Here is a 23504-nt window from a genome sequence, read left to right as displayed (position 1 = left end):
TAACCTTCTTTACATGTCATTTTGAAAAAACTCCAGGAAGGCCTTGCCGTACTTCCGGTACTTCACTTCACCGACACCCTTCACCCTCAGCATCTCCGATTCCGTCTGCGGGCAGACCACGCTCATCTCGCGCAGCGTCGCATCATTGAAAATGATGTACGACGGCACATGCTCGCGCCCCGCCAGCTCGCGGCGGATCAGGCGCAGCTGCTCGAACACCGTCTCGTTGACCGCAGACGGCGAAGTATCGCGCGAGCGGCTGCGGTCCCGCGTGCCGGAGGTGACCAGCGTGCGGGCCACGCGCTGATGCACCTGGCGCTGGCCGCGCAGCACCTCGGCTGCCAGCGGCTGCAGCCGGACCACCGGATACTGGCCTTCGGACAAGGCCAGATAGCCTTCCGAGATCAGCATGTTGATGATCTCGGTAATCTCCTTCTCGCTGCGGCTGGACATAGCGCCATGGGTCGGCAGCTTCTCGAAGCCGTATTGCAGCACCTTCTGGTTACGCGAGCCCTTCAGCACGGAGGAGACCAGCGCCACGCCGTAACGCTCCCGCATCCGGTGGATGCAGGAGAAGATCTTCTGCGCTTCTACAGTGATATCTACCAGCTCACGCTCGTCAGTACAGGAGCTGCAGATCCCGCAGTGATCATCCTCATGACTCTCCCCGAAATAGTCGAGCTGCGCACTGCGCAGGCAGCGGGTCGTGTAGCAGTATTCGATCATCTGCTGGAGCTTGCGGTATTCGTTGGCTTTGCGTTCCGGGTCCTGCGGGTTCTGCTCAATCAGGAACTTCTGGGTCATGATATCCTGTGCACTGAACAGCAGGATGCAATCGCTCGGCTCCCCGTCACGCCCGGCACGGCCCGCCTCTTGAACGTAGGCCTCCATGTTCTTCGGCATATTGTAATGGATGACATAACGCACGTTAGACTTGTCGATCCCCATTCCAAAGGCATTCGTGGCGACCATGACGCGGATATCGTCATACAGGAAGCCTTCCTGGCTGTCCGCCCGCTCCTGGTCGTTCATTCCGGCATGATAGCGCCCGGCAGTGATCCCTGCGGCCTGAAGGCGCTGGTAGAGATCGTCCACCTCCTTGCGGGTGGCGGCATACACGATGCCCGGCTGATGGGCATGCTGAGCTGCATAATCCAGCACGAACTCGCGCTTATTCTCTCCCCGCAGCACTGACATCGCCAGGTTATCGCGGCCAAGGCCGGTCATGAAGACACCCGGCTCGCGCAGGCGCAGCAGCCGGACCATATCCTCCATAACCTCCGGGGTAGCCGTAGCTGTGAAGGCCGCCAGAATCGGACGCTGCGGCAGCTGCTCCACGAACGGGGAGACTGCCAGATAACTGGTGCGGAAGTCATGGCCCCATTGCGAGACGCAGTGTGCCTCATCCACAGCCACGCAGGAGATGTTCAGTCCCGCCATCTCCAGGCGGAACCAGTCCAGCTCCAGACGCTCAGGAGCTACATAGAGCAGCTTCAAGTCGCCTCGGCGGGCCGCGCGGATGCGCTCATTCACTTCTTTGCCGCTCAAGGTGCTGTTGATATAAGCAGCGGGAATCCCTGCCGTCGTAAGAGCATCCACCTGATCCTTCATCAGGGAGATCAGCGGTGAGACGACCAGGGTAAGCCCCGGCTGCAGCAGCGCCGGAACCTGATAGCAGATGGACTTACCGCCTCCGGTAGGCAGAATGCCCAGCGTATCGCGGCCTTCCAGCAGATTGTTCACAATTTTTTTCTGGCCGTCCCGGAAATCGGGATAACCGTAATATTTTTGCAGCTCGGCCTGGGCCTGCTCCATTAATGATCCTTGCATCTCCATGTCTATTCAAACTCCTTAAGGCTTTCTACCTTTTAGTTTACCGGGCAACCGGCTGCCAAGCAACCGCCTGAAGCAGATAAGATAGCACTCCTTCCGGACTTTACACATAGAAATTACATAAAAACCTTACGATCAAGCAACACTTTAGATAGATTCATCCATCTGCCCCATGAAGGAGGTCGCCCGTTTGCAAGACTGGAAAGATAAATATGCCTCCTATATACATAAGCAACAGGCTTCTCCGCCAGAGCCAGAGCCGGAGCCGGCCGGCGGAAGCAAGCTGACAGGAGAGCTGAAGAGCGATCTGCCGGAGCTTCAGGCCAGGCTCGGAGAGAACGGCGATCTGGTCGTACGCGACTTCCTGCTCTTCGGGGCGTATCCTGCCGCCATGCTCTTCTTCTCCTCACTCGTGAATATGGAGCAGGTGCGCGAGCATGTACTGAAACCGTTAATGGCCCCGCCTCCAGCGCAGCTTGAGGTACCGGAGGATACGGGCGCAATGATTCATTATATCTGGAGTACTGCCGTCCAGGTTACTCAAGGCACCACGACTGCCGATCTGTCCGCACTCCCCCAAGCCGCCGTGAAGGGGGATCTGATTCTGCTGATTGACGGAATTCCCGAGGCGCTCCGCATGGCAATGCGCCAGATTGAGATGCGCGGGGTCGAGCAGCCGCAGACAGAGCAGGTCATACGCGGGCCGCGTGAAGGCTATGTGGAGAAGCTGGAGAACAACCTCTCCCTGCTGCGCTACCGGCTCCAGAGCACGGACTTCAGGATTGAGATCAGCCCGCTAGGTGCACGTACCCAGTCAAGGGTGGCTCTATGTTACATTGACAGCGTCACTGACAGCAGTCTGGTCGCTGAAGTCATGCGCCGAATCTCGCTGATTCATACCGACGGCATTCTCGATGCCGGATACATCGAACAGTTCATCGAAGACCAGCCGCTCTCTCCCTTCCCTCAGGTCCAGAGCACTGAGCGGCCGGATAAGACTGTGGCCGCCCTTCTGGAAGGACGGGTTGCCATTCTCGTCGATGGCTCACCGTTTGCCCTGATTGTTCCCGCCCTCTTCAACCAGTTCTTCCAGACGGTGGATGATTATACGGAACGCTTCATTATGGGCAGCCTAATCCGGATCATCCGGCTGATTGCGTTGGCCAGCTCACTATTTTTCCCGGCGTTATATGTCTCTGTAATCTCCTTCAACCCCGAGCTGCTGCCTACGGATTTCGCTGTGGCGATCTCGGGAGGCCGCGCGGGCGTGCCGTTTCCGGCTGTGCTGGAGGTGCTGATCATGGAGGTATCGATGGAGGTGCTGCGGGAAGCGACGATCCGGCTGCCGCAGATGATCGGCGGAGCATTATCTATTGTGGGCGTGCTCGTTATCGGACAGGCTGCCGTGGGCGCAGGATTGGCCAGTCCGATCACGGTTGTCATTGTGGCTCTGACGACCATCGGCTCGTTCGCCACTCCCGCCTACAATGCGGCGATCGCCCTGCGGATGCTGCGGTTTCCGCTGATCCTTTTGGCCGGTATGTTCGGCCTCTACGGAGTCATGATTGGCACGATTTTGATTCTGAATCATCTCTTGTTCCTGGAGTCCTTCGGCGTTCCTTATATGTCCCCTTACATTCCCGGCAAATGGCGTGATCTGAAGGATACGCTGGTGCGGGTGCCGCTCTGGTGGATGCGCCGCCGCCCCAGCTTCCTGCATGTCCGGGATACGGACAGACTGCCCCGCAGCGTGCCAGCCGCAGAGATTGACCAGATTCTCAGGCAGGGAGATGAGACCGATGAATAATCCGCGCCAGATTACGACTCTGCGCGCAGCAGCCGTGATCACCAGCACCATTATCGGAGTGGGCATCCTCAGCTTCCCGCGTTATATGACCGAAGCAGGCAACAGCAGCGCTCCCCTTGTTGCGCTCTGCGGTGTACTGTTCTCCTTCATCAGCTACTGGCTGCTGGCCTCCCTCTGCCAGCGGTTTCCGCAGGAGACCCTGTTTGTGTTCAGCCGCCGCCTGATCGGACGCCCGCTTGCTGCTATTTTCACTGTGGTAATTATGCTGCTGTTCATTGTACTCACCGGTCTCACCGTACGCCAATTCGGGGATGTTGCCACAACCGTGCTGTACAAAAAAACACCGATCGAAGCAACCATCTTCCTGATGCTGCTCATCAGTCTGCTGTCCTCCAGGCGCAACGTTGTGAAGTTCTCCTATATCCACTTCTTCTATCTGCCGCTGATTACCGGCTCTATTCTGGTCACCATTCTGCTCTCGCTCAAAAATGTGGATATGCTCAATCTGCAGCCTGTCCTGATGCCCCCAAGCTTCCAGTTCTGGAAAGGAGCGCGGGATGCCACCTATCTGTTCCAAAGCTCCTTCGTCATCGTGCTGCTGATTCCATTCATGGAGAAGCCCGGGCATGCGGTTCGTGCGGGGGCCTGGGCCATCTTCCTGTCGGGAGCAATCTACGTGCTGATCGTCATTGCCTCTGTAGGGATATTCGGTGCCGAAGAGACCAAGCTGCTGATCTACCCTACCTTGGAGATGGCCCGTTCGGCGGCTTTTGGCGAGGGATTCCTGGAGCGGCTGGATGCTATCTTCATTATTATCTGGGTCATCTCTGTCTACACGACGATCTACACCACTTATTACATATCTGCCTATCTGCTGCACAAGCTGCTGCGGTTCCGCGACCAGCGGATGGCCTCCACGATTCTGCTGCCGGTGGTGTTCATCCTGGCTATGCTGCCTTCAAATGTGTTCGAATCTTACCGGTGGGCCCTTCACCTCGGCAATGCCGGCATGATGCTGATGTTCGGCTATCCTCTGCTGTTATGGACGGTCTATCTGCTTAGACGCCACAGGAAGAAGGTGACCTCATGAATATACAGCTACCGCGCACACTCGCCCTTCTCCTATTGCTGGCGATAGCCACCCCCCTGCTCAGCGGATGCTGGGATCAGGTGGAGATTGAGGACCGTGCGCTGGTTCTCGGCTTATCCATTGACAAAATCCCTGCAGACGATACGCAAAAAGAAGACCGGGTGACTCACATCCATGATAACTCTCTGCCTACGGAGATGATCAGTGTCACCGCCCAGATTGCCGTCCCGGGCAGAGTCCCGCTGGGCCCCGGCACCGGCGGCAGCGCAGGGGAAGGCAAAACCAGTCCCGTCTGGGTAGTCAGCGTGCGCGGCATCTCCCTCGACGATGCCATGAATAATCTGCAGCAGCAGATTGCCGACCCGCGTTATCTGGTTCACCTGCGGATCATCATCATCAGCGAGGAAATTGCCCGGGGCAGCCTTGCCGAGCTAAATGATTATCTGCGGCGCAACCCGGAAATCCGGCGCAGAACCTGGCTGCTCGTCTCCGAGGGCCGTGCTTCCGCCTTCATGGATGTGAACCCGCCGCTGCAGCGTGTGCCTACTCTTTATATTTTGTCCATGATGGAGAAGTCCGTCTCCTCCGGCAAATTCCCCCGGGATTATATCGGCACCTTCTGGTCAGCGGATTCCAGGTGGGGCCAAAGCGCTTATCTGCCTTATGTGGCACTGCGAAACAAGGATAATATCCTCATTGCAGGGCTGGCTTATTTCAGCGGCGGCCGGATGGCGGGCAAAACGGCCCCGATTGAGATCGGCGGGTTCATGGCGATGCAGGGGATGGACCCCGGCGGCTATTCCACTCTGCTCCGTACGCAGGAGCTCGGGATTGTCATGACCAAGATCAATGAACGCTTCACCCGCACCCGGAGCTATATCAAGGACGGCAAGCCCTGTTTGTCCTATGACATCTTCCTGGAAGGGGATCTGGACGAGCATTACAGCAGTGATGTTCCCGTCAACTCCCCGCAGAAGCTGCATGAGATCGAACAGGACTTCGAAGAGCAGATCCAGACGGTGCTGCACGGGCTGGTGAAGCAGACCCAGAAGGACCACTCTGATATTTTTGGTATGGGTGAACAGATCCGAAGCCATCATCCCGCCTACTGGAGGGAACACATCCACGGCAAAAACGACTGGGAGAGCCTGTACAGCAGTGTTGGTGTAGAGATCAGACTGACTCTGCATATCCGCAGAGTGGGCCTCAAGCATGACTAAGCATCCGCCTATACAAGTATCTGTTGAAGGAGGAGGAAGCGTATGATCCGGTTGCTAGGAAGCCTAGCCGGGATAATGTTGGTCTCGGCCATGCTCCTGTTGGTGGTGGATATCCGAATTTACAGTAACCGGGGCTGGCACCGGGAGAAAAAGTACGCCAGAGTCGTGGCCTGGAGCTATATCTTGCTCTCCCTGATGATCTGTATCGGCCTGCTCCTCTATATCTAGCTGCCGCTTACGTCCGTAGTATTTCTTCACGGCCCATGGTATATTGAGGAGTAACCTATTAAAGGACGGAGAATGCGGTCATGAATACAAGAAGAACCAGAAATCAGGGGAACAGAACCTCTAACCATAAACAGGGAGCAAGATCCGGAGCCCCGGCCAAGCCGGCAGCTGCACCCAAATCCTATACAGTAGCGGAGCCTGCGGAGCTGCTTGCTTTTCTGCTGAAGACAATTACGAATAAGGGGCGCAACTCGATCAAATCCATGCTCTCCCGCGGGCAGGTTGCTGTGAACGGCAAGCCTGTGACTAAGCATAACCATCAGCTCCATCCCGGACAGACCGTGACGATTGACCAGGAGAAGCCTGCTGAAGCCAAGGAGCTGCTGGGACTGACCATTGTCCATGAGGACGACGATATTATCGTGATTCAGAAGGATGCGGGACTCCTGTCCATCGCTACCGGAGAAGACAATGAACTGACGGCTTACCGCCAGCTGATGGAGCATGTCCGCCTGAGCAACCCGAAAAACCGCGTCTATGTGGTGCACCGGCTGGACCGGGATACCTCGGGCGTCATGATGTTTGCCCGCAGCGAGGCGATTCAGCAGTCCCTCCAGAACAGCTGGAAGGAGACCGTCAAGGAACGCTCCTACGTGGCTCTGGTCGAAGGCGCTGTGAAGAGATCTGAAGGCACGATCAGCTCCTGGCTGAAGGAGACCTCGACGCTGAAGATGTACTCCAGTCCGCATGAGGGAGACGGGCTGCATGCCGTAACCCGCTATAAGCTGATCCAGGCGAACCGCCACTTCTCCCTGCTGGAGGTGCATCTGGAGACCGGACGGAAGAATCAGATCCGTGTCCACATGTCCGACATCGGCCATCCGATTGCCGGGGACAAGAAGTACGGCGCAGAGACCAAGGCAGTCGGCCGTCTGGGCCTGCATGCCCGTGTGCTCTCGTTCGTCCATCCCACTACCGGTGAAATCCTGACGTTTGAGAGCGCGATTCCGAAGACTTTTCTGAAATACACGGCACCGGCACCTACGAACTAATTCCTAAGCCGGGAATGCCGGCAGCAGATCATTATATAATATAGAGAAACGATAGAAGGTGCCGCTCTTGTTCCACCCGACTGTTTTTGACAATATCAAAATCGCCCTGGAGAACCAGATCTATGACTACGATAATCTGGATGGGATTCTAGTTGTAACGGACCGGTCCGATTCTCTCAATCTCGCTTTGATGTCGCGGGAATTCAGCCTCGCGTTCAAGCTGACCGGAGGCCTGAATGTGACGTCCGAGATTCTGCTCCAGTCCACAGTGAAGGACCTCGGAGATGAGATTCTGGAGACGCCGGGCAGCGACCCGGGGTGCAGTCTTTTCTTACGCTTTTATCTGGAGATTGAGGATGTAAATGAGCAGTGCCCGGACATTGAAGAGATTCTGACCCGAATCTGGGGACCTGAATTCCAGCCTGTGCAATCGCTCAGCTTCCGCTATGGACAGACGGAGGATACGTACAATAACTGTGTTGAACTGCAATTCAAACGGCAAATTACCGAAGAGCAAATGGAAGACCTTCCGAACCTCTTGAAGTTCCTGCTGCAGAGCGCCGAAGAACTGGAAGAGGTATAACGCTATACATGGGGTGAGCTGATAATGAATTTCCTGCCTCCTGCCCGGACGGGCCGCTGGCTGGCATGGTCTGCCGGTTACGCGCTGCTGCTGTGGCTGTTGCTGATTCTGCACCGGTATATGTGGTTAGGTGAGCCTTTCAACTCTATTCTTGCCCTACGCTGGGCTATCCTTGCCCTTGTCATCTCCGGTGTAGTCAACGGATTCGGCTGGTTGGGTGCACGGCTTGTGTGGATTTTCTCAACTGCTGGAACTGTCGCGGGACTCTTCCTGATGTACCTGTATACTTACCGTGAGATGTCGGGCTTCGAGGATCTTGCGGGCTTTCTGTCCTTCGGCCTGTTTACAGCAGGCGGCTTCGCTCTGGGTCTGATCGCCGAGGGCGGCCGCCTGCTGATACACTATTGGCGCACACGCTGATTCCTGTTAGGAGCTGATGACCCTTATGTCCAATTCCCTGCTGACCAAAAATGCGCTCGCCCGCTCGCTCAAGGACCTGATGGCCCATCTTCCGCTGAACAAAATCTCTGTCCGGCATCTGGTCGAGGATTGCGGCGTGAACCGGCAGACCTTTTATTATCATTTTCAGGATATCTATGATTTGCTGGGCTGGATCTACAAGACGGAGGCTGTCGAGAGCATTGCCCAGTACCGCAGCTACAGTACTTGGACCGACGGATTCTACCGGATATTCTGCTATATCGAGAACAATAAGGCGTTCTGCTGCAACACCTTGGACTCCCTCGGGCGGAGGCATCTGGACGCGTATCTGTATGAGGTGACGAGTGATCTCGTCATGGGCGTCATCAACGAGCTGGCCGCCGGGCTGAATGTCGGGACATCGGATAAGCGGTTCATCGCAAACTTTTACACACTGGCCTTCACCGGACTGATCATTCAGTGGATGCAGGACGGGATGCAGGAGCCGCCGGGGCCGATGATTGAGAAGCTGAGCGTCCTGATTGAAGGAAACTTCCTGAAGGCGCTGCATAAATATGAGAACATTTTGTCGTAACCTCAGGGCTGCGGCTTTTTTTCTGCCCAAAAACGTTACACTTTGTTCCATATGTCCAAATTTTATACAGATCAAGCGCTTTGATGATACCCTCCAGAGCGGGACTGGATTACACTCGGTTCAGGTCCAGTATTCAAGCAAATCTATGGAGGCGGTAATCAGTGAAAAAAGAGTACGGTAACGAGCAGGTATATTTCGTAGGCGGTGGCATTGCATCCCTTGCGGGTGCGGCCTATCTGGTTAGAGACTGCAATTTTCCCGGACAGAACATTCACATTATTGAAGAGATGAAGATCCTTGGCGGCAGCAATGACGGTGCCGGCGATGCAGAGCATGGATATGTCATTCGCGGCGGCCGGATGCTGAACGATGAGACCTATGAGAATCTGTGGGAGCTGTTAAGTACCATTCCGTCCATTGACCAGCCGGGTATGACGCTGCGGGAAGAAATCGTTCAATTCGACGAGTCCAATCCGACCCGCGGCCAGGCACGGCTGATCAACAGCAAGGGTGAGGTTCAGGATGTCACCTCCATGGGCTTCGATATGGCAGACCGCCTGGCCCTGGGCAAGCTGGTCATTACGCCGGAGCCAGCCCTGGGCACCTTGCGGATTAACGACTGGTTCGGACCGCATTTCTTCACGACGAACTTCTGGTACATGTGGGCAACCACATTTGCCTTCCAGCCTTGGCATAGTGCGGTTGAGTTCAAGCGTTATATGCTCCGCTTCATGCACGAGTTCCCTAGAATTCAAACGCTTGAAGGCGTAACTCGTACCCCCTATAACCAATATGATTCCATCATTCTGCCGCTGCATCAATATCTGGAGCCGCTGGGCGTAGATTTCACCTTGAAATGTACCGTAACCGATCTGGAATTCAAAGAAGGCGACGGCATTACTGTAACAGCGATGAAGGTGGTCCGCGATGGCGTGGAGGACACGATTCAGGTTCATGAAGGCGACCGCGTAATTGTGACGAACGGCTCGATGACCGAAGGCTCCAGCCTCGGATCGATGACCTCCGCTCCCGGGATGAACGGTAAGGGCAGCTCATGGAAGCTGTGGGAGACGATCGCCGCGAAGAAGCCGGGTCTCGGTAATCCTTCTTCCTTCGACGATCATGTGGATGAATCCAAATGGGAATCCTTCACGGTGACCTTCCAGGACTCGAAATTCTTCGACCTGATGGAGAAGTTCACCCGCAACCGGGCCGGAACCGGCGCACTCGTAACGTTCAAGGATTCCAGTTGGTTCATGTCGGTCGTACTGGCGTTCCAGCCGCATTTCCGCAATCAGCCGGAGCATGTCAAGGTCTTCTGGGGATATGGCCTGTACCCGGACAAGGTCGGCGATTATGTACACAAAAAAATGTGCGACTGTACCGGCGAGGAGATTATGGAGGAGCTGATCGGACATCTGCACTTCGAGGCGCATAAGGAAGAGATCATGGCTACCGCCAACTGTATTCCCTGCATGATGCCGTATATCACCTCCCAGTTCATGCCGCGCCTGAACAGCGACCGGCCGCGGGTGGTGCCTGAAGGCTCAACCAATCTAGCCTTTATCGGCCAATACTGCGAGATCCCGGACGATATCGTTTTCACAGAAGAATACTCAGTCCGTGCCGCCCGCATCGCCGTCTACACCCTGTTCGACGTGAACCGTCCGGTAGAGCCGATCAATGCCTACCAGAACGATGTCCGCACACTGTTCTCCAGTCTCGTGACTTCGTTCCGGTAACGAAATGGAGATGCTGCTGCGGTATTGCCGCCCGGACGCCCAGCCCGCCATCTGAGGACGGCCGGCTGGGCGCGACTGGCAGCTGGCTTCACGCATGTACACCCTGGTGGCCAACCCAACTGCCCAAATGTGTTCGGTTTTCCGCACACATTTGGGTCATTGGCCCACGCAGCTGCGATTGTGTTCGGTATTTCGCACACATTTGGGTCACTGGCATTCGTGTTATCACGTTGTATTCGGGTTTTCGCTCCAGGCCTGTGGTCTTTGTAAGCACCAAAAACCCCCGCTGCATGAATTTCATGCGGCGGGGGTTTCGTGCGTCCATTTGTTGCAAACTTGCCCGGAAAAGCCAGCGGCGGCAGGAATGCCATACTTTCCAGCCTGTTCCGGTCAGCCGAAGCCTAGTCTCCTAACTGGATAGATCACGATACACAGTCTCCAGCGGCGGACTCCAGTGCGCTTATTTGTAGCAAATCATCTTTTGCAGCAACCTTGCGGACACAAGTGTGCTTAAGTGCCGAATATCCTGCAATTTCGCTTCCAACACCTCTGCATAACGTCCTCTGAGTCCGGCAAGCCGCCCAAAATGGCCTTTTAGCGCAATTAGCGGAACTGTAGTCCGTAACCAGATTCGTTCGTCCCGGTGCAAAACGCTGCAACGCTTACCTGAAGCCTGCCACTGATCGCAATCAGATGCTGCAGGAACCGTCATCGCAGCCGTCAGCAGACGGTGCAGCCCCGGATTTCGGCTGGCCGACCACCTGAAGCTCTGGACCCTTCTGTTCCTCCGCCCATACCGTGTCCAGTACTTCAGTAAAGACCGGACCCGGCTGTGCACCGGATACGGCGTACTTATTATTGAAGACGAAGAATGGAACGCCGGTGATGTTCAGCTGCCGGGCAGCTTCAATGTCAGCCTCAACATGGTCGCCGTAAGCCTCACTGTCGAGCACTTCAGCCACTTTGGCCTGATCCAGTCCGGCCTCGGCAGCCAGCTCAGCCAGCACCTGACGGTCACCCACATTCAGTGAATCGGTGAAATAAGCACGCAGCAGCCGTTCGGTCATCTGCGGAGCCTTGCCCTCAGTAGCGGCGTAGTGGCTCAAGCGGTGAGCGTCAAAGGTATTCGTGGACTGAATCGTATCGAAATTGAACTCCAGACCCACACCCTTCGCCTGCTCAGCCAGTTGTGCGTTCATCTCCTTGGCTTTGTCACGGGTCATGCCGTATTTGCTGGCCAGCAGATCATGGATATCTCTCGTCTCATCGGTGCGTGCATTCGGGTCCAGCTGGAAGCTGCGGAACACGACCTCCACCTGGTCACGGCCGGGGAATTGGCTCAGCGCGTGCTCCAGCCGTCTTTTGCCGATGTAGCAGAATGGGCAAGCGTAATCTGACCATATATCAATTCTCATGTGAATTCCTCCTGAAGGGTAATAGTGTCATCAATCAACTACTTACTATTATATAGTTAAAAACCGAAAATTACAAACAAACTTTTTGAACTTCCACTATTCTCTGATGTCCTCTGAATTCCCGTATCCTCAGTTCTCAGTATACTTCCCGGAGAAAAGTAAACGAAAGAGGTATATACGTCCGCCCGGGCGGACAGGTAAAATTAGAGCAACTAAGGAGTCCCGAAAGGAGTCAACGGCATGCATGACCTGTCTATAGTCATTCCCACGCGTAACCGGATCAGCGATCTGACCCTCTGCATTGAATCCATCGGCGCGCAGACCGGGCTGGAGAATGTCTCCATCGAACTGCTGATCGTGGACGACGGTGAGATCGAAGAACAGGTGCTGGAGTATTTCCATGAGGTGCTCGGGCATCTTCCGGATGCCAGCCTGCGTTATTACCGCAAAACCAAGCCCGGTGTCTGGCTCTCCCGCTACGAGGCTCTCGGGCTCATCGACGGGGAGATTCTGCTCAGCTTCGATGACGACGCGGAGCTGGACGATCCGCTCTATATCCGCCGGATGCTTGATACCTATGCCTCAGATCCGTCTATTGTGGGAGTCGGCGGAATCGCCAAGGGTCTCTCCAGCAGCAAGTCGGGCAAGCTGCTCGGCAGGCTGACTTGTCAAATGTCGTCTTCCCCAGGCAGACTGTCGGCAAGCACACTGGCCGGATCTCTTCTCTTATGGGGGGAGACGGAGAATATTTTTGAGACGGACTTCTTCCATGGCTGTAATATGTCCTTCCGCAGCTCGGCGCTGCGGGATATGAAGCCGTACCCCTGGATGACCAGCTATGCAGTAGCGGACGATATCTATATGTGCCATCTAGCGAGCAGATACGGTAAGCTGGTGATTAACCCGGAGCTGAAAATCATGCATCATGAATCGCCCAGCTCGCGCGACAAGGCAGGTCGTGTCGCCCGGGCGACCGCAGTCAATCATTATTATCTCCTGAATCTGCGCAAAGCACCCGTGAAGAATTATGCAGCTCTGCTCTGGACCTTGTCTTACCTCGCCGTCAAGTCTACACTCAAGCGGAATTTCAATGCCGTCTCCGGCTACGCCAGCGGCATCCTGTTCGTGCTTAATCCCCGCAAGAATAAATACAGGGAATTCATGCTGGACTAGGTTCTAATTCATTACTCCTTATCCAAATGATAATTCGCAAAAGGGTGCCCCCGAAGTAGCTTCGTGCTGCCCGGTGACACCCTTTTACCTGCTCGGTTCTTAAGCCGTATAGCCAAATCCCAGGATGGTGAAGCACTTCTCCTGATCCTCCGTCGCCATCCGGATCTCCACCACATGCTCCTCGCTCTGCTCATTCTTATACAGAATCACAGCGTTGCAGTGCGTCCAGCTATTCACATGCGGATCTGCCGTCAGAACCAGCTTGCCGTCCACATAGACCTCCGCCTTGCCCACATCCGGGCTGCCCGAATCCTTGAAGACCAGGATCAGATTCTTGCTGGCGATTGTCAGCCTGAAGCGTCCCTCACCGGACGTAGCCGTGTGCATCCAGTTATGCGGGAATTGCGGAGTGCCGAACGGGTTGGCATCCATCTCCACCTGCTGCAGCTCCTCATCCGTACCGTTGAAGCCGCCTGCTTCAATAGCAATCGCAGTACCTGCGCTGCCCAGATCACTTATGCGGTCCAGCAGCCGGACATGTGCAAAATCATTGCCGAGCACAGGCGCTCCCGTCAGCGCAGCCTCCCCCTCTTCATCCATCCCCGCCCGGGCGGTTTCGGAGAACAGGTAGCCCAAGGAGTCCGCCATTACGCGGTGCCCATCATTCGTAGGGTGATAAATATCGTAGAAGAATTGCCGCTTGGAGATGATATTTCCTTCGGCCTTGCTCAGCCGGAACTGCTCGGTTACTGCATCTTTGACACTGACCATCGGGAGATTATAGCGTCTGCCTACCGGGGAGAGACGGTCCTGCAGGTTCCAGTCATTCACGAAGACACTGAACAGCAGGATGACAGCAGGCTGGTTTGCAGCAGACAGGATTTTGAGACAGAGGCTCTCGAAGCAGTTACCCTTCGTCTCGTCCCCTTCATCATTCACAGCAAATTCCACCACTACGATGTCAGGAGCGGCTGCGCCATCCCTCAGCACATCCCGCTCATAGCGGATCATCCCCAGCTCGGAGGGCGTCCCGCCAACCCCGGCCTTGATGAAATGAATGTTCTCTCCTCCGTCCTTGCCGAACAGCTCCTTAAAGCTCAAGTAGGATTGATAAGCATAGCATTCTGTATGGATCGGCTTGGCTCCTGCACCCTGTGTGATGGACCCGCCAATATAAGCAATCGTCACATCCTCGCCGCTTGCAGCCTTGTCCATAGCCCGCTTCAGCCGCCGGTTATTGCCCGCATAGAGCAAAGACTTCGCAATCATTGCGCGGTAAGCAGACGAATCGAAGTCTACGGGAGGTTCCGCTGTCAGCTCAGGCGCTGTATACCCGTCATTCAGGTAGAGAACGATGCTCGCTGTCGCCAGTTCCCCTTCGTTGTTGAACTCAAAGGCGTATTTGCCGGGAGCCACATCCTCCTCAGACCACTCGTGCTCCTCCAGCTTCACTATGATTTCCGTTCCATCGCCAGGACAAGGGACCCGCAGCTGCGTGCCGGTCTCATATTTGCTGGTTCTGCCCCAATTCTGCAGGAGAAAAGTGACCGCTGCCCCTTCCTCCGCCGTCTTCACGGACACTCCAATGCTGTGCACCAGCTTGCGGAAGCCGGTCCAGTCTCTAAGCATCGCCAGCATCTGCTCATCCGTAACCCCGCCTATGTATTTGGCCTTATCGATCAGATAATTGCCTTCCAGATAGACCTCCTGCGAGGGCTTGCCCTCCGCCCGGGCGGTTGCCTCAACCGCCGTCTCGAACATGACGAAGAAGCCGTCACGGCGAAGCACCGGATCTTGGGGTGCCGCCGGACCCTCCTGCCCGCCAAGCCCGGTATCGCCGCTATACTTTTCCATATCCATCAGCCTCCTTTGTCTGAAGGCGCTCTCACCCATCAGGAGCAGGACAGCTCCCAACCGCCGCCATGCCCGCTCTTGACTTCAGCTGCGCCATAATCGTCTACATTCACGCTATCATTATAGCCCGTGGTGACGGCACAGCTCAACGTACAATCTGAAGCTCTGTTTAGCTATTACAACAATTCGCTAGTCTGCCTCTATTGCAGCATTCCGGTGGAGATGAACAAAATCATATGCTCTTTGATTTTGTCCTGATCCAGCGGCTCATGGGATTTGTTCCATTCCGTGGTCAGCGCCAGATACATCCGCAGAATCATAAACGCCGCCACACTGGCATCGCACGGCTTCACTTCTCCGCTCCCGATTGCCGCCTCGATCTGCTGCTGCAAGAAGTCCAGCGCGTAGCCCTCCATCCGCTTCACTCCTTCGAGCGCCTGGGCTGTACCGATGTCACGCACCTCCTGGGCCAGCTTCACGAACAGCTCATGGTCCAGGCGGAATTCCAGAATAGAGTCCAGCAGATTGAGCAGCTTATGCACGAAGGTCGTTTGTTGCGCAGCCACACGGCTCATCACCGATGTTAATTCAGAGGTGGCCTTGTCCAGAATTTCCTCGAACAGTTCTTCCTTGGTTTTGAAAAAGGTATAAATCGTGCCCTTGCCCACATTGGCGATTCTGGATACCTGATCCATCGTTGTAGCCTTGTAGCCAAATTGTACAAAGGACAGGGTTGCTGCCTGCAGGATTAACGCTTTACGGTCAATAGACATGGGTCATGCTCCTTTACTTTATATTTTGAAAATATCACAAGCCTTCCCCTTCGGCAAGCCGCGCTTTCGGACAAAATGTCACCAAATGAGTATCCATTGCCGTTCTTTCTGGGGTATGATAGTAAAGATGCAACCACGAAACTAATTGTATGGATGGTGGAATATGTCTGAAATCAAAAAAACATCTAAGAACAAAAAAACCGTTGTAATTCTGGCCGCGCTCGTCGTTGTTATCGCTGCGGCTGTGTTAATCTGGCTTACAGTAGGCAACAACAAAAGTGAAGACAGTCCTGCAGCTACTGGAACCGGCGATACGAAGTCCCTGGAGCAGACGTTTTATATTTATGATACCGTTGTGAATATCAAGGTGTTCGGCGATACGGTAGAGCAGAAGAACATGGATGATATTCAGGCCATGTTGGAACGGATGGACATCGAGTTCAGCCGTACCAAGACGAACGGGGAATTGTACGCAGTGAATCAGGCCGCCGGTAAGCAAGCTGTTGCTGTGTCTGACGAAACGCTGGATATCGTGAAGCTTTCCCTCAAATATGCCGAGGAAATGGACGGGCTGTACGATCCGACCATCGGGCCGCTGGTCGACCTCTGGGCCATCGGCGAAGGCGGAGAGCGCGTGCCGGACCAGGCAGCGATTGACAAGGCGCGCAGCTTGACCAACTATAAGGATGTTATCGTAGATGAAGCCGCGAAGACGGTGAAGTTAGCCAAAGAAGGCATGGTACTGGACATGGGCGGAATCGGTAAGGGCTATGCGGCTGACCGGATCGCCGACTATCTCAAGGCTCAGGGCCTGAACAGCGCGATGATTAATCTCGGGGGCAGCAGCATTATCGCCCTTGGCAATAAGCCCAATGGTTCCCAGTGGAATATCGGCCTGCAAGACCCCGATCAGAGCCGGGGCACCCAGCTCGGCACGATTAAAATTACCGATGAGGTCATTGATGCTTCCGGGGTGTATGAGCGCTTCTTCATGCAGGACGGGGTGCGTTACCACCATATCCTCGACCCCCGCACGGGCTTCCCTTCCCAGAACGGGCTGAAGAGTATCACTATCATGAGCCCCAATGCGACAGATGCGGACGCTCTTTCCACCGGTGTGTTCCTCATGGGCCTGGAAGAAGGCATGAAGTATCTCGAAGCGCTGCCGGAGAAGGTTGAGGCCTTCTTCATTACGGACGATAACAAGATCTATGCCACCTCTGAGCTGAAAAAACGGCTGAATCTGACCGATCCGACTTATAGCTTCGCTAATTAACAGGTTCGCAGCGTTTGGTGCTGACTGTGCAAGAAGTACAAAATCTCCCTAACGGGTGTAGGATGCTGATGCCTTCTCTCACCGGACGCAGTATAGAGAATTGTTGCACATATTGCAGGATTCCTCTATACCTATTACTGGCTGAAGTACAATGTTGCATTATTTGCACAAATTTCGGTAGTTAGAGCAAGTTAACGCTGGATTTGTTGCATTTCGTGCAGGATTTCTCTATTGCTGTTACTGACTGTGAAGCACGGGGCCCCTTCCTCGGTGCAGCAGCACCCATTATTTTCGGTTTTTCGCATGATTTCCTAGACAAAAAATTAAAAGGTGCCTTCCATAATGGAGGGCACCTTTTGTTGTAGGATTGAATGCGCCTTGTAACCACTCAATTCTCACACCAGCGGCAGCTCACTGAACTCCTTATAACTCGTAAAAATATAGCTCGGCGTATGGTCCGTGCCAGGCTGCCGCCCGCGCGGATTATACCAGCAGACCTTCCAGCCGGCGGCAAGCGCACCTACGACATCATTCGCCCAGGTATCGCCGACATAGAGGCTATTCTCCGGTGTGGTTCCCGTCATCTTATTGACATGGACGAAGATGGCCGGGTCCGGCTTCGCCAGACCAACCGCATCCGAGATGAAGATCATCTCCGGCGGAATGATCCGGTCGATGCCCAGCCCGCGCAGCTTGCCCATCTGGTGCTCCTGCGGGCCGTTCGTGATAATGCCTACCGGGTGGCCTTGGCTAATGAACCGCTGCAGCTGCTCCGCTACGCCTTCGATCATCTCAATCGTATACTGACGGGCAATATAGGAGGCCTGTATCTGCACCGCCTGCTCCCGGGAGAGCGGCATGCCAAATTCGGCAAAAGCCAGCTCCAGCCGCATCACCCTCGTCTCCTCCAGCTCCATCTCCCCGCGCAGATACTTCGGCCACAGCAAATCACTATGATGTCTTACCGTGTAGAACAGCTCTGCGTAATCCAGCTTGTCCTCCTCAGGGTCCAGCACCTCACGTACGGCTTCCCGGAAGGGAACCAGGTGGTCATACAGCGTATCATCCAGATCAAAAAACACAGCCAGCTTACCGTTTGTCTCCGTCACACTAACTCTCCTAACCCTGCCTTAGAAATATAAATAATAATAGAAAAAGCTCTCGTCCCGCACGTATCCATGGGCTTCATATAAACGCTGGGCGTCTGTGTTGTCCATCATGGTGGACAGCGTCAGCCCTTTGGCTCCTGTCCCCTGGGCGAAGCCCTTCACGCCTTCAAGCAGCAATGAGCCCAGTCCCTGTCCCCGCTGCTCCTGCGTCACGAACAGATCATTCAGAATCCATACCGGCTGGAGCGTAACGGAAGAGAACGAAGGATATAACTGCGCCAATCCATGAACCTGCCTGTCTTCACCCTCACCGGCGACCGCCATGAAGACAACCGATTCCTCATGCTGCAGTCTTGCCGTCAGGAACTCACGGGCAGCTTCCAGGTCGGCGGCTTGGCCGTAAAAGCTGCGGTATTCATCAAAAACCGGTGCAAGCTCCTCCACATCCTCAAGACCCGCCCGTTCAAAGCGAAAGTTCAGCAAAGGTACGCCCCCTTATTCCCTGGAATCGTAAAAAACATGACGGGCGGTAATGGTACCATCCTCAATATCCATCAGACCGAACGAATACTGCTTCTCCCGGCGTTTGTCCGTAGGCGAGCCCGGATTGAACAACAGAATCCCATTCTCCCGGCGCATCAGCGGCTGATGGGAATGGCCGAAGAGGATGCAGTCCACATCCTGGCCTTCAAAGGCCAGCAGCGCATTCCCATCCGTTCCCTTGCGGGAATACGGTGCATGTCCGTGAATCATTCCGATGCGCATGCCTTCCAGCGTAAGGATCTTGCTCTCGCCGAAAAGCTCAATGATCTCATATCCATCGTTGTTCCCGGCAATTCCCTCTACCGGAGCAAGCTCGGCCAGCATGTCATAAATCTCCGGCGACACCCAGTCTCCCAAATGCAGAATGATATCCACCTGGCGGAATTCTTCCATAAGCACGGACGGCAAGCCCTTGGCCCTGCTTGAGAGATGGGTATCCGACACAACTCCAATCTTCATCTGCCTTCTCCTCCTTATTCAAAATGGCTAAGAAGCGCGGTAATCTGCGGTTCCCAGCCATTGTTATGTTCAAATCCAAGTTTACGTTCTATCATTGTACGATGCCCTGAAGAGGGATTGCAAGCGGAAGGCCCGGCTTCCGCCGCCGCTTCGCCTTGCCGGGTAAGGCGCTTTTCTTCTGCATTTGCGAACCTTATAATGAATGGATATGCCTTTACTTCAGAAAGGAGCGATAGTGCGTATGGACTACTATTTGCTCGAATCGCAATATCCCCGCAGCGGATTTATCAGCGGCGGCACAACCTTTACGCCTGAACTGGACACCAATTATATGGCTGTGGACGGTCCATTGCCCCGCGATACAAAAGCTGAAGTCGGGCTTATGTCATCAGTCCGCAGCTTGAAAGTGGACTATTTCGAGACGGTCACGGGCACAAGGGTGGTATCGGACGCATTCAAAGCGCTGCTGGAGCAAGTCCCCACAAGCGTGCAGTTTATCCCCGCCGTAGTCCGCTACCATAATGGCCTCCCGGTGGAACGGACCTACTGGATCGCGCATCTGCCGGACCGGGTGGACGGCTTCGATTACGAACGGTCGGAATACGGACGCAAGGCGGTCATCGCCGCTTCTGTGCATCAGCCGCAGCGCAAGCCCGTTAAGGTGATCTCCAGGCTCGTTCTGGATTCCGGGCAGATTGCCGGGCGGGAATTTTTCTTGCTGGCACACGTTTACGTGATGCAGCCTATCATCTCTGGCGAATTCTACGCCCTATGCCAAAAGCATAAGTTGAAGCTACAGGTCACCGCCATCTGATGCTGACTTGTAGCTTGCCGGGGAGCGCTGTAAACTGCGGCTCTTGGACATTATCCTGTATTGCAATCCTCACTCCGTCCAGTTCCACAGCCGCACTTCCCCCACCTGGAGGTGGCTCACCCATGAAGCCTCGCGCAGCTTCAGCAGTTCCTTGACCGGTCCGGTGACAACGGCCCCATAGAGCTTCACCCCGTTCTGCTCCAGATAGGCCACGGAGGTGTCTAACTGATTGATATACGCCGCTGACCTGGTAAGCCCCGGATGCTCCTGCAGCAGTCTAAGTGTCTTGATGAAATTCGCATCACGCAGTTCACCGCTCCCGTATGCCTCGACGGAAGGCGACACGCTGCCGTAGGTGGATACAGAGCTGAACCAGCCTGTTTTCTCTTTGGTGACTGCGGTTCTCTTCATATCATCCTTATGCCAGATAGGATTATATGGGAAGCCAAGCGGGTGTACGACCACATCGTTCTCCCTCGTCGAAGGTCCGGCATCCGCCCCGAACCAGACCGGCTGAAGATTCAGCGGTTCCAGCTGCTTCAGCAGCTCATCTGTCGTGTACAGACGGTCCAGCGACAGATACGCCTCGGCAACCGTACCTTCAGGCAGCTTCGCAAGCCTCTTCCACTGGTCATTGTCATCCCCGCTCCCGGCAGTCCCCTCTGTTGACGGATAATAGAACACTTTTCCAGACCCGTTCCGCTCATCCATCCAATTAAACTCACCAATATTGTCCAGCCCCAGAAGAAACTTCTGTGTATAATTACCGACCTGAATACTTTCGCTGCCCACCTTCTTCAGCAGATTCCCGGATAACTCCATCCGGAAAAAATAACGCACATCCGCTGACAGATGCACCGTGGTGTTAGGGCGGGTAACGGCAATCGTTGATGACACCACATCACGGTAGGTATCCATGCGGTCGCCGGTGTTGTAGAAGACTGTTGTAATGATGCTGCTGATGACCGTAAAGATCAGGAACGCCGAAAATACAGTAAACGTGTTGGTGATTCGTGCTTTCCATTTGCCGCGGCGGATAATTTTCTTCTCTCGCTTCTTTTTCTTCTTGTCCTGCGGCATCCCGGAGGCTGCTCCCCCTGTCCGGTCCATCCATTTCCACGGCCCGTTTGCCTGCTCCTGTTGCTTGTTCTGCTCCTCCTGCTCCATCTGCTCCTCCAGATACAGCTGATACGCTTCAAGCTTCGCCAGCTCACGCTCCAGCTCCTCACGCTCTTCCTCCGGGAGTGTACCCTCGCTGTATTGGCGCAGCTTCGCTTTGAACTCCTCACTCATGCTCATTCCTCCTCCGCTCCGCTTCGCGCAGCTTCTGTCTGGCGCGGAACACCAGTATCTTGTATTGGGAAAGGCCCACATCCATAATGACAGCAGCTTCCTTGTAGGTCAGTCCATGAACATCATGCAGCAGCAGCGCATGGCGCTGCCCTTCCGGCAACAGGCTGAGCGCCCGCGCCGCTTCCTCCCAGCGTTCCTGTTTCAGCAGAGTGCCTTCCGTCGTCTCCGGGTGGGGCAGGCTGCTGAAATAAGCGCCTTCCTTCGCCACACTCCGCTTCTCCTTGCGCGTATAATCAATGAAGGCGTTGTAGGCCACCCTGAACAGCCACGGCTTAATCCGCTCCTCCCGGCAATCCTCCAGATACAGATATGCACGGTAAAAGGTATCCTGCATCAAATCTTCAGCCGCATGATGATCCTGGCAGAGGGAGCGCAGATAGCGGTAGATATCGGCCACGTACAGCTCATATAGTTCATCCAGCGAATTCGGCTCCATCTCCTCCCCCCTTACTCCATCCACGTATGAGCACGCGAAAAGTTACACTTTTGCAGGAAATTTCTTTCATACTTTGGAACCTAAACAAGTTCGTCCTAAGATGTGAAACCATATGTAATTACCTTAGCACCAGCACAATGTATGTTGTTTTCCGCATACATTCGGGCCATATGCCTGCGTGCGAGCACAATGTATGTTGTTTTCAACATACATTTGGGCCATATGTCTACGTGCCAGCACAATGCTCCACAGCCCCCTAATGAAGTTGGAGTCCTCCCCCACAAAAATGTAGACTAGAGATAGGAGGAGGAGGAACGGTATGGGACACTTAACAGGAACAAGAGAGAAGGCAGCGCAAGAGGTGTTATCTGGCATTAAGGCGGCGGTGGTTGCCCGAAAGTATGGGGTGACTCCGTCCACGGTGAATCAGTGGGTGAGGGATTACCGGGAAGCCCATGGAGAACAAGATCATCCGTACCCCCAGGAGCAGGTAGAGGAACTGAAGCGCCTGGTAGAGGTCGAGCAGAAATATGAGAAGGCGGTCAAGATGCTCGGTGAAAAGGAGTTAGAGATTGAGATTCTGCGTGAACTGCTAAAAAAGCCAACCCCTGCTTATCCGAAAAAATCGAGGTAGCCGAGATGTTCATTAAGCAGGGATATTCCGCAGCGTTGGTACTACGTCTCATCGGGCTCGCAGAGTCCACGTACTACGACCGTAAGAAACGCAAGTCACAGGATGCACAGGCCGTACTCCAGGGGCGCGGAAGACCCGTACCCGGCTACTCTCTGACCGAGTCTGGAGCGAAAATTAGCGACGAGGAAATCCAGGAATGGCTGCTGGAATTAATCGCTGGAGAAGAGCACGTGTACGGATACAAACTGCTGGCCAAGTGCTTGTGGAACCAGCACCGTTTAAAGCTCAATCACAAGAAAAGTTACCGGCTGTGTCAGGCGCTGGATATCCTGCAGCCGCAGCGTCACAAGCGTTTTAAGCATCCCCGGAAGCTGCCGGAGAACCGGGTCATTACCGGAGCAGGCCAGCTCTGGCAGATGGACATTAAGTACGGGTACGTGGCGGGCCGGGACCGGCATTTCTTTGTCCTGAGCATTATCGATGTGTTTACCCGTGTCATCGTCGGCTACCACCGCGGATCGTCGTGTGAGGCCAAGCACGCCTGCCAGACGCTGGGACGCGCCATGGAGCAACACTGCGCCCCTGGCAGCGTACGCCCGGTGATCCGCACCGACAACGGCCCACAGTTCGTCAGCCACCTGTTTGGCGACATGTGTGAAAGCTGGGAAATGACCCATGAACGCATTCCGCCTCGAACGCCGGATTTAAACGCTTTTATTGAATCGTTCCACAGTAATATTGACCGGGATTTGTTCCGCAAAGAGGCATTCGACACGTTCGAAGAGGCCTATGAAGCGGTGGACCGGTACATGGACTTTTACAACAACCGCAGAATGCATACGAGCCTTCGGAACATGCCGCCAGCTACGTTTGCGGAGTGGGTCCTGACCCAAGAAGACCGCTCCCGCTTCTTCTGGCCGAGAGAAAAAGCGAAATAAAGAGCATATCTACGATAAGTACTGATTTGATACGGAGGACTCCGGGATAAGGGGGTCGCACCGAATGTATACTGTTTTCCACATACATTTTGGCCACATGCCTGCGTCCAAGCACATTGTATGTTGTTTTCAACATACATTCGGCCAAAGCACCTCC

At 54.8% G+C, this 23504-nt stretch carries 23 protein-coding genes; 14 read left to right on the top strand and 9 right to left on the bottom strand.

Going from position 1 to position 23504, the window contains the following annotated elements; translation table 11 throughout:
* Positions 1 to 9: 9 nt before the first annotated feature.
* Positions 10 to 1836 carry a DNA helicase RecQ gene (gene recQ, locus NSS83_RS26790; RefSeq protein WP_341187450.1) on the bottom strand — a complete coding sequence of 609 codons (1827 nt, stop codon included), beginning with the start codon at positions 1834 to 1836 and terminating at the stop codon, positions 10 to 12.
* A 187-nt stretch (positions 1837 to 2023) separates the two neighbouring features.
* Between recQ and NSS83_RS26785 the strand changes: the two genes are divergently transcribed.
* From NSS83_RS26785 to NSS83_RS26745, 9 genes are all read left to right on the top strand, one after another.
* A complete protein-coding gene (locus NSS83_RS26785; RefSeq protein ID WP_341346872.1) occupies positions 2024 to 3640 on the top strand; it encodes a spore germination protein in 1617 nt (538 codons plus the stop codon).
* Positions 3633 to 4730, top strand: a complete 1098-nt coding sequence (locus NSS83_RS26780) for an endospore germination permease (RefSeq protein WP_341346871.1) — start codon at positions 3633 to 3635, stop codon at positions 4728 to 4730. Before NSS83_RS26785 ends, NSS83_RS26780 begins: the two co-directional genes overlap by 8 nt.
* The gene (locus tag NSS83_RS26775; RefSeq protein ID WP_341187447.1) at positions 4727 to 5950 is read left to right on the top strand and encodes a Ger(x)C family spore germination protein; all 1224 of its coding nucleotides are present in this window, start codon (positions 4727 to 4729) and stop codon (positions 5948 to 5950) included. Before NSS83_RS26780 ends, NSS83_RS26775 begins: the two co-directional genes overlap by 4 nt.
* Before the next feature lie 42 nt (positions 5951 to 5992).
* Entirely contained in the window at positions 5993 to 6178 is a 186-nt protein-coding gene (locus NSS83_RS26770; protein ID WP_341187446.1) for a CLC_0170 family protein, read from the top strand.
* Between the two features lie 80 nt (positions 6179 to 6258).
* The gene (locus NSS83_RS26765; protein ID WP_341187445.1) at positions 6259 to 7230 is read left to right on the top strand and encodes an RluA family pseudouridine synthase; all 972 of its coding nucleotides are present in this window, start codon (positions 6259 to 6261) and stop codon (positions 7228 to 7230) included.
* Positions 7231 to 7288: 58 nt separating this feature from the next.
* Positions 7289 to 7813: a hypothetical protein gene (locus NSS83_RS26760; RefSeq protein WP_341187444.1), complete on the top strand. Its 525-nt coding sequence runs from the start codon at positions 7289 to 7291 to the stop codon at positions 7811 to 7813.
* Between the two features lie 24 nt (positions 7814 to 7837).
* Positions 7838 to 8233 (top strand): hypothetical protein, encoded by a 396-nt coding sequence (locus NSS83_RS26755; RefSeq protein WP_341187443.1) that lies wholly within the window; start codon positions 7838 to 7840, stop codon positions 8231 to 8233.
* A gap of 25 nt (positions 8234 to 8258) precedes the next feature.
* Positions 8259 to 8828: a TetR-like C-terminal domain-containing protein gene (locus NSS83_RS26750; protein ID WP_341187442.1), complete on the top strand. Its 570-nt coding sequence runs from the start codon at positions 8259 to 8261 to the stop codon at positions 8826 to 8828.
* Between the two features lie 161 nt (positions 8829 to 8989).
* The gene (locus NSS83_RS26745) at positions 8990 to 10570 is read left to right on the top strand and encodes an oleate hydratase (protein ID WP_341187441.1); all 1581 of its coding nucleotides are present in this window, start codon (positions 8990 to 8992) and stop codon (positions 10568 to 10570) included.
* A 689-nt stretch (positions 10571 to 11259) separates the two neighbouring features.
* On the opposite strand, the gene NSS83_RS26740 is transcribed toward NSS83_RS26745, so the two are convergent.
* Positions 11260 to 11985 carry a DsbA family oxidoreductase gene (locus NSS83_RS26740; RefSeq protein WP_341346870.1) on the bottom strand — a complete coding sequence of 242 codons (726 nt, stop codon included), beginning with the start codon at positions 11983 to 11985 and terminating at the stop codon, positions 11260 to 11262.
* Between the two features lie 240 nt (positions 11986 to 12225).
* Between NSS83_RS26740 and NSS83_RS26735 the strand changes: the two genes are divergently transcribed.
* Positions 12226 to 13158, top strand: coding sequence for a glycosyltransferase (locus NSS83_RS26735; protein ID WP_341187439.1), 933 nt, complete (start codon positions 12226 to 12228; stop codon positions 13156 to 13158).
* Positions 13159 to 13257: 99 nt separating this feature from the next.
* Here the strand turns inward: NSS83_RS26735 and NSS83_RS26730 are convergent, their stop codons facing one another.
* A complete protein-coding gene (locus NSS83_RS26730; protein WP_341346869.1) occupies positions 13258 to 15012 on the bottom strand; it encodes an SGNH/GDSL hydrolase family protein in 1755 nt (584 codons plus the stop codon).
* Positions 15013 to 15212: 200 nt separating this feature from the next.
* Complete coding sequence (locus tag NSS83_RS26725) at positions 15213 to 15785, bottom strand: TetR/AcrR family transcriptional regulator (RefSeq protein WP_341187437.1); 573 nt, start codon at positions 15783 to 15785, stop codon at positions 15213 to 15215.
* Positions 15786 to 15948: 163 nt separating this feature from the next.
* Between NSS83_RS26725 and NSS83_RS26720 the strand changes: the two genes are divergently transcribed.
* On the top strand, positions 15949 to 17061 hold the full coding sequence (locus tag NSS83_RS26720) for an FAD:protein FMN transferase (RefSeq protein WP_341187436.1): 1113 nt from the start codon (positions 15949 to 15951) through the stop codon (positions 17059 to 17061).
* 395 nt (positions 17062 to 17456) lie between these two features.
* Here the strand turns inward: NSS83_RS26720 and NSS83_RS26715 are convergent, their stop codons facing one another.
* Genes NSS83_RS26715 through NSS83_RS26705 form a run of 3 tightly spaced genes read right to left on the bottom strand, consistent with a single transcriptional unit; the run spans position 17457 to position 19172 of the window.
* Positions 17457 to 18170, bottom strand: coding sequence for an HAD family hydrolase (locus NSS83_RS26715; RefSeq protein WP_341187435.1), 714 nt, complete (start codon positions 18168 to 18170; stop codon positions 17457 to 17459).
* Between the two features lie 21 nt (positions 18171 to 18191).
* Entirely contained in the window at positions 18192 to 18653 is a 462-nt protein-coding gene (locus tag NSS83_RS26710) for a GNAT family N-acetyltransferase (RefSeq protein WP_341187434.1), read from the bottom strand.
* 12 nt (positions 18654 to 18665) lie between these two features.
* Positions 18666 to 19172, bottom strand: coding sequence for a metallophosphoesterase (locus NSS83_RS26705; protein ID WP_341187433.1), 507 nt, complete (start codon positions 19170 to 19172; stop codon positions 18666 to 18668).
* A 241-nt stretch (positions 19173 to 19413) separates the two neighbouring features.
* Here NSS83_RS26705 and NSS83_RS26700 point away from each other — a divergent pair, with 241 nt between their 5' ends.
* On the top strand, positions 19414 to 19986 hold the full coding sequence (locus NSS83_RS26700) for a DUF1629 domain-containing protein (RefSeq protein ID WP_341187432.1): 573 nt from the start codon (positions 19414 to 19416) through the stop codon (positions 19984 to 19986).
* 69 nt (positions 19987 to 20055) lie between these two features.
* Here the strand turns inward: NSS83_RS26700 and NSS83_RS26695 are convergent, their stop codons facing one another.
* Both NSS83_RS26695 and NSS83_RS26690 read right to left on the bottom strand, forming a co-directional pair.
* Positions 20056 to 21279 carry an anti-sigma factor gene (locus NSS83_RS26695; RefSeq protein WP_341187431.1) on the bottom strand — a complete coding sequence of 408 codons (1224 nt, stop codon included), beginning with the start codon at positions 21277 to 21279 and terminating at the stop codon, positions 20056 to 20058.
* The gene (locus NSS83_RS26690) at positions 21272 to 21775 is read right to left on the bottom strand and encodes a sigma-70 family RNA polymerase sigma factor (RefSeq protein WP_341187430.1); all 504 of its coding nucleotides are present in this window, start codon (positions 21773 to 21775) and stop codon (positions 21272 to 21274) included. The genes NSS83_RS26695 and NSS83_RS26690 overlap by 8 nt, the downstream gene beginning before the upstream one ends.
* A 319-nt stretch (positions 21776 to 22094) precedes the next feature.
* On the opposite strand from NSS83_RS26690, the gene NSS83_RS26685 reads away from it, so the two are divergent.
* Both NSS83_RS26685 and NSS83_RS26680 read left to right on the top strand, forming a co-directional pair.
* Positions 22095 to 22409: a helix-turn-helix domain-containing protein gene (locus NSS83_RS26685; protein WP_340750738.1), complete on the top strand. Its 315-nt coding sequence runs from the start codon at positions 22095 to 22097 to the stop codon at positions 22407 to 22409.
* A gap of 5 nt (positions 22410 to 22414) precedes the next feature.
* The gene (locus tag NSS83_RS26680) at positions 22415 to 23347 is read left to right on the top strand and encodes an IS3 family transposase (RefSeq protein ID WP_341182892.1); all 933 of its coding nucleotides are present in this window, start codon (positions 22415 to 22417) and stop codon (positions 23345 to 23347) included.
* Positions 23348 to 23504: the final 157 nt, after the last annotated feature.

Source organism: Paenibacillus sp. FSL H3-0469 (assembly GCF_038051945.1).
Taxonomy (GTDB): Bacteria; Bacillota; Bacilli; order Paenibacillales; family Paenibacillaceae; genus Paenibacillus_AQ.
Note: the sequence above shows the minus strand (reverse complement) of the source record. Positions and strands in the feature narration are given on the sequence as shown.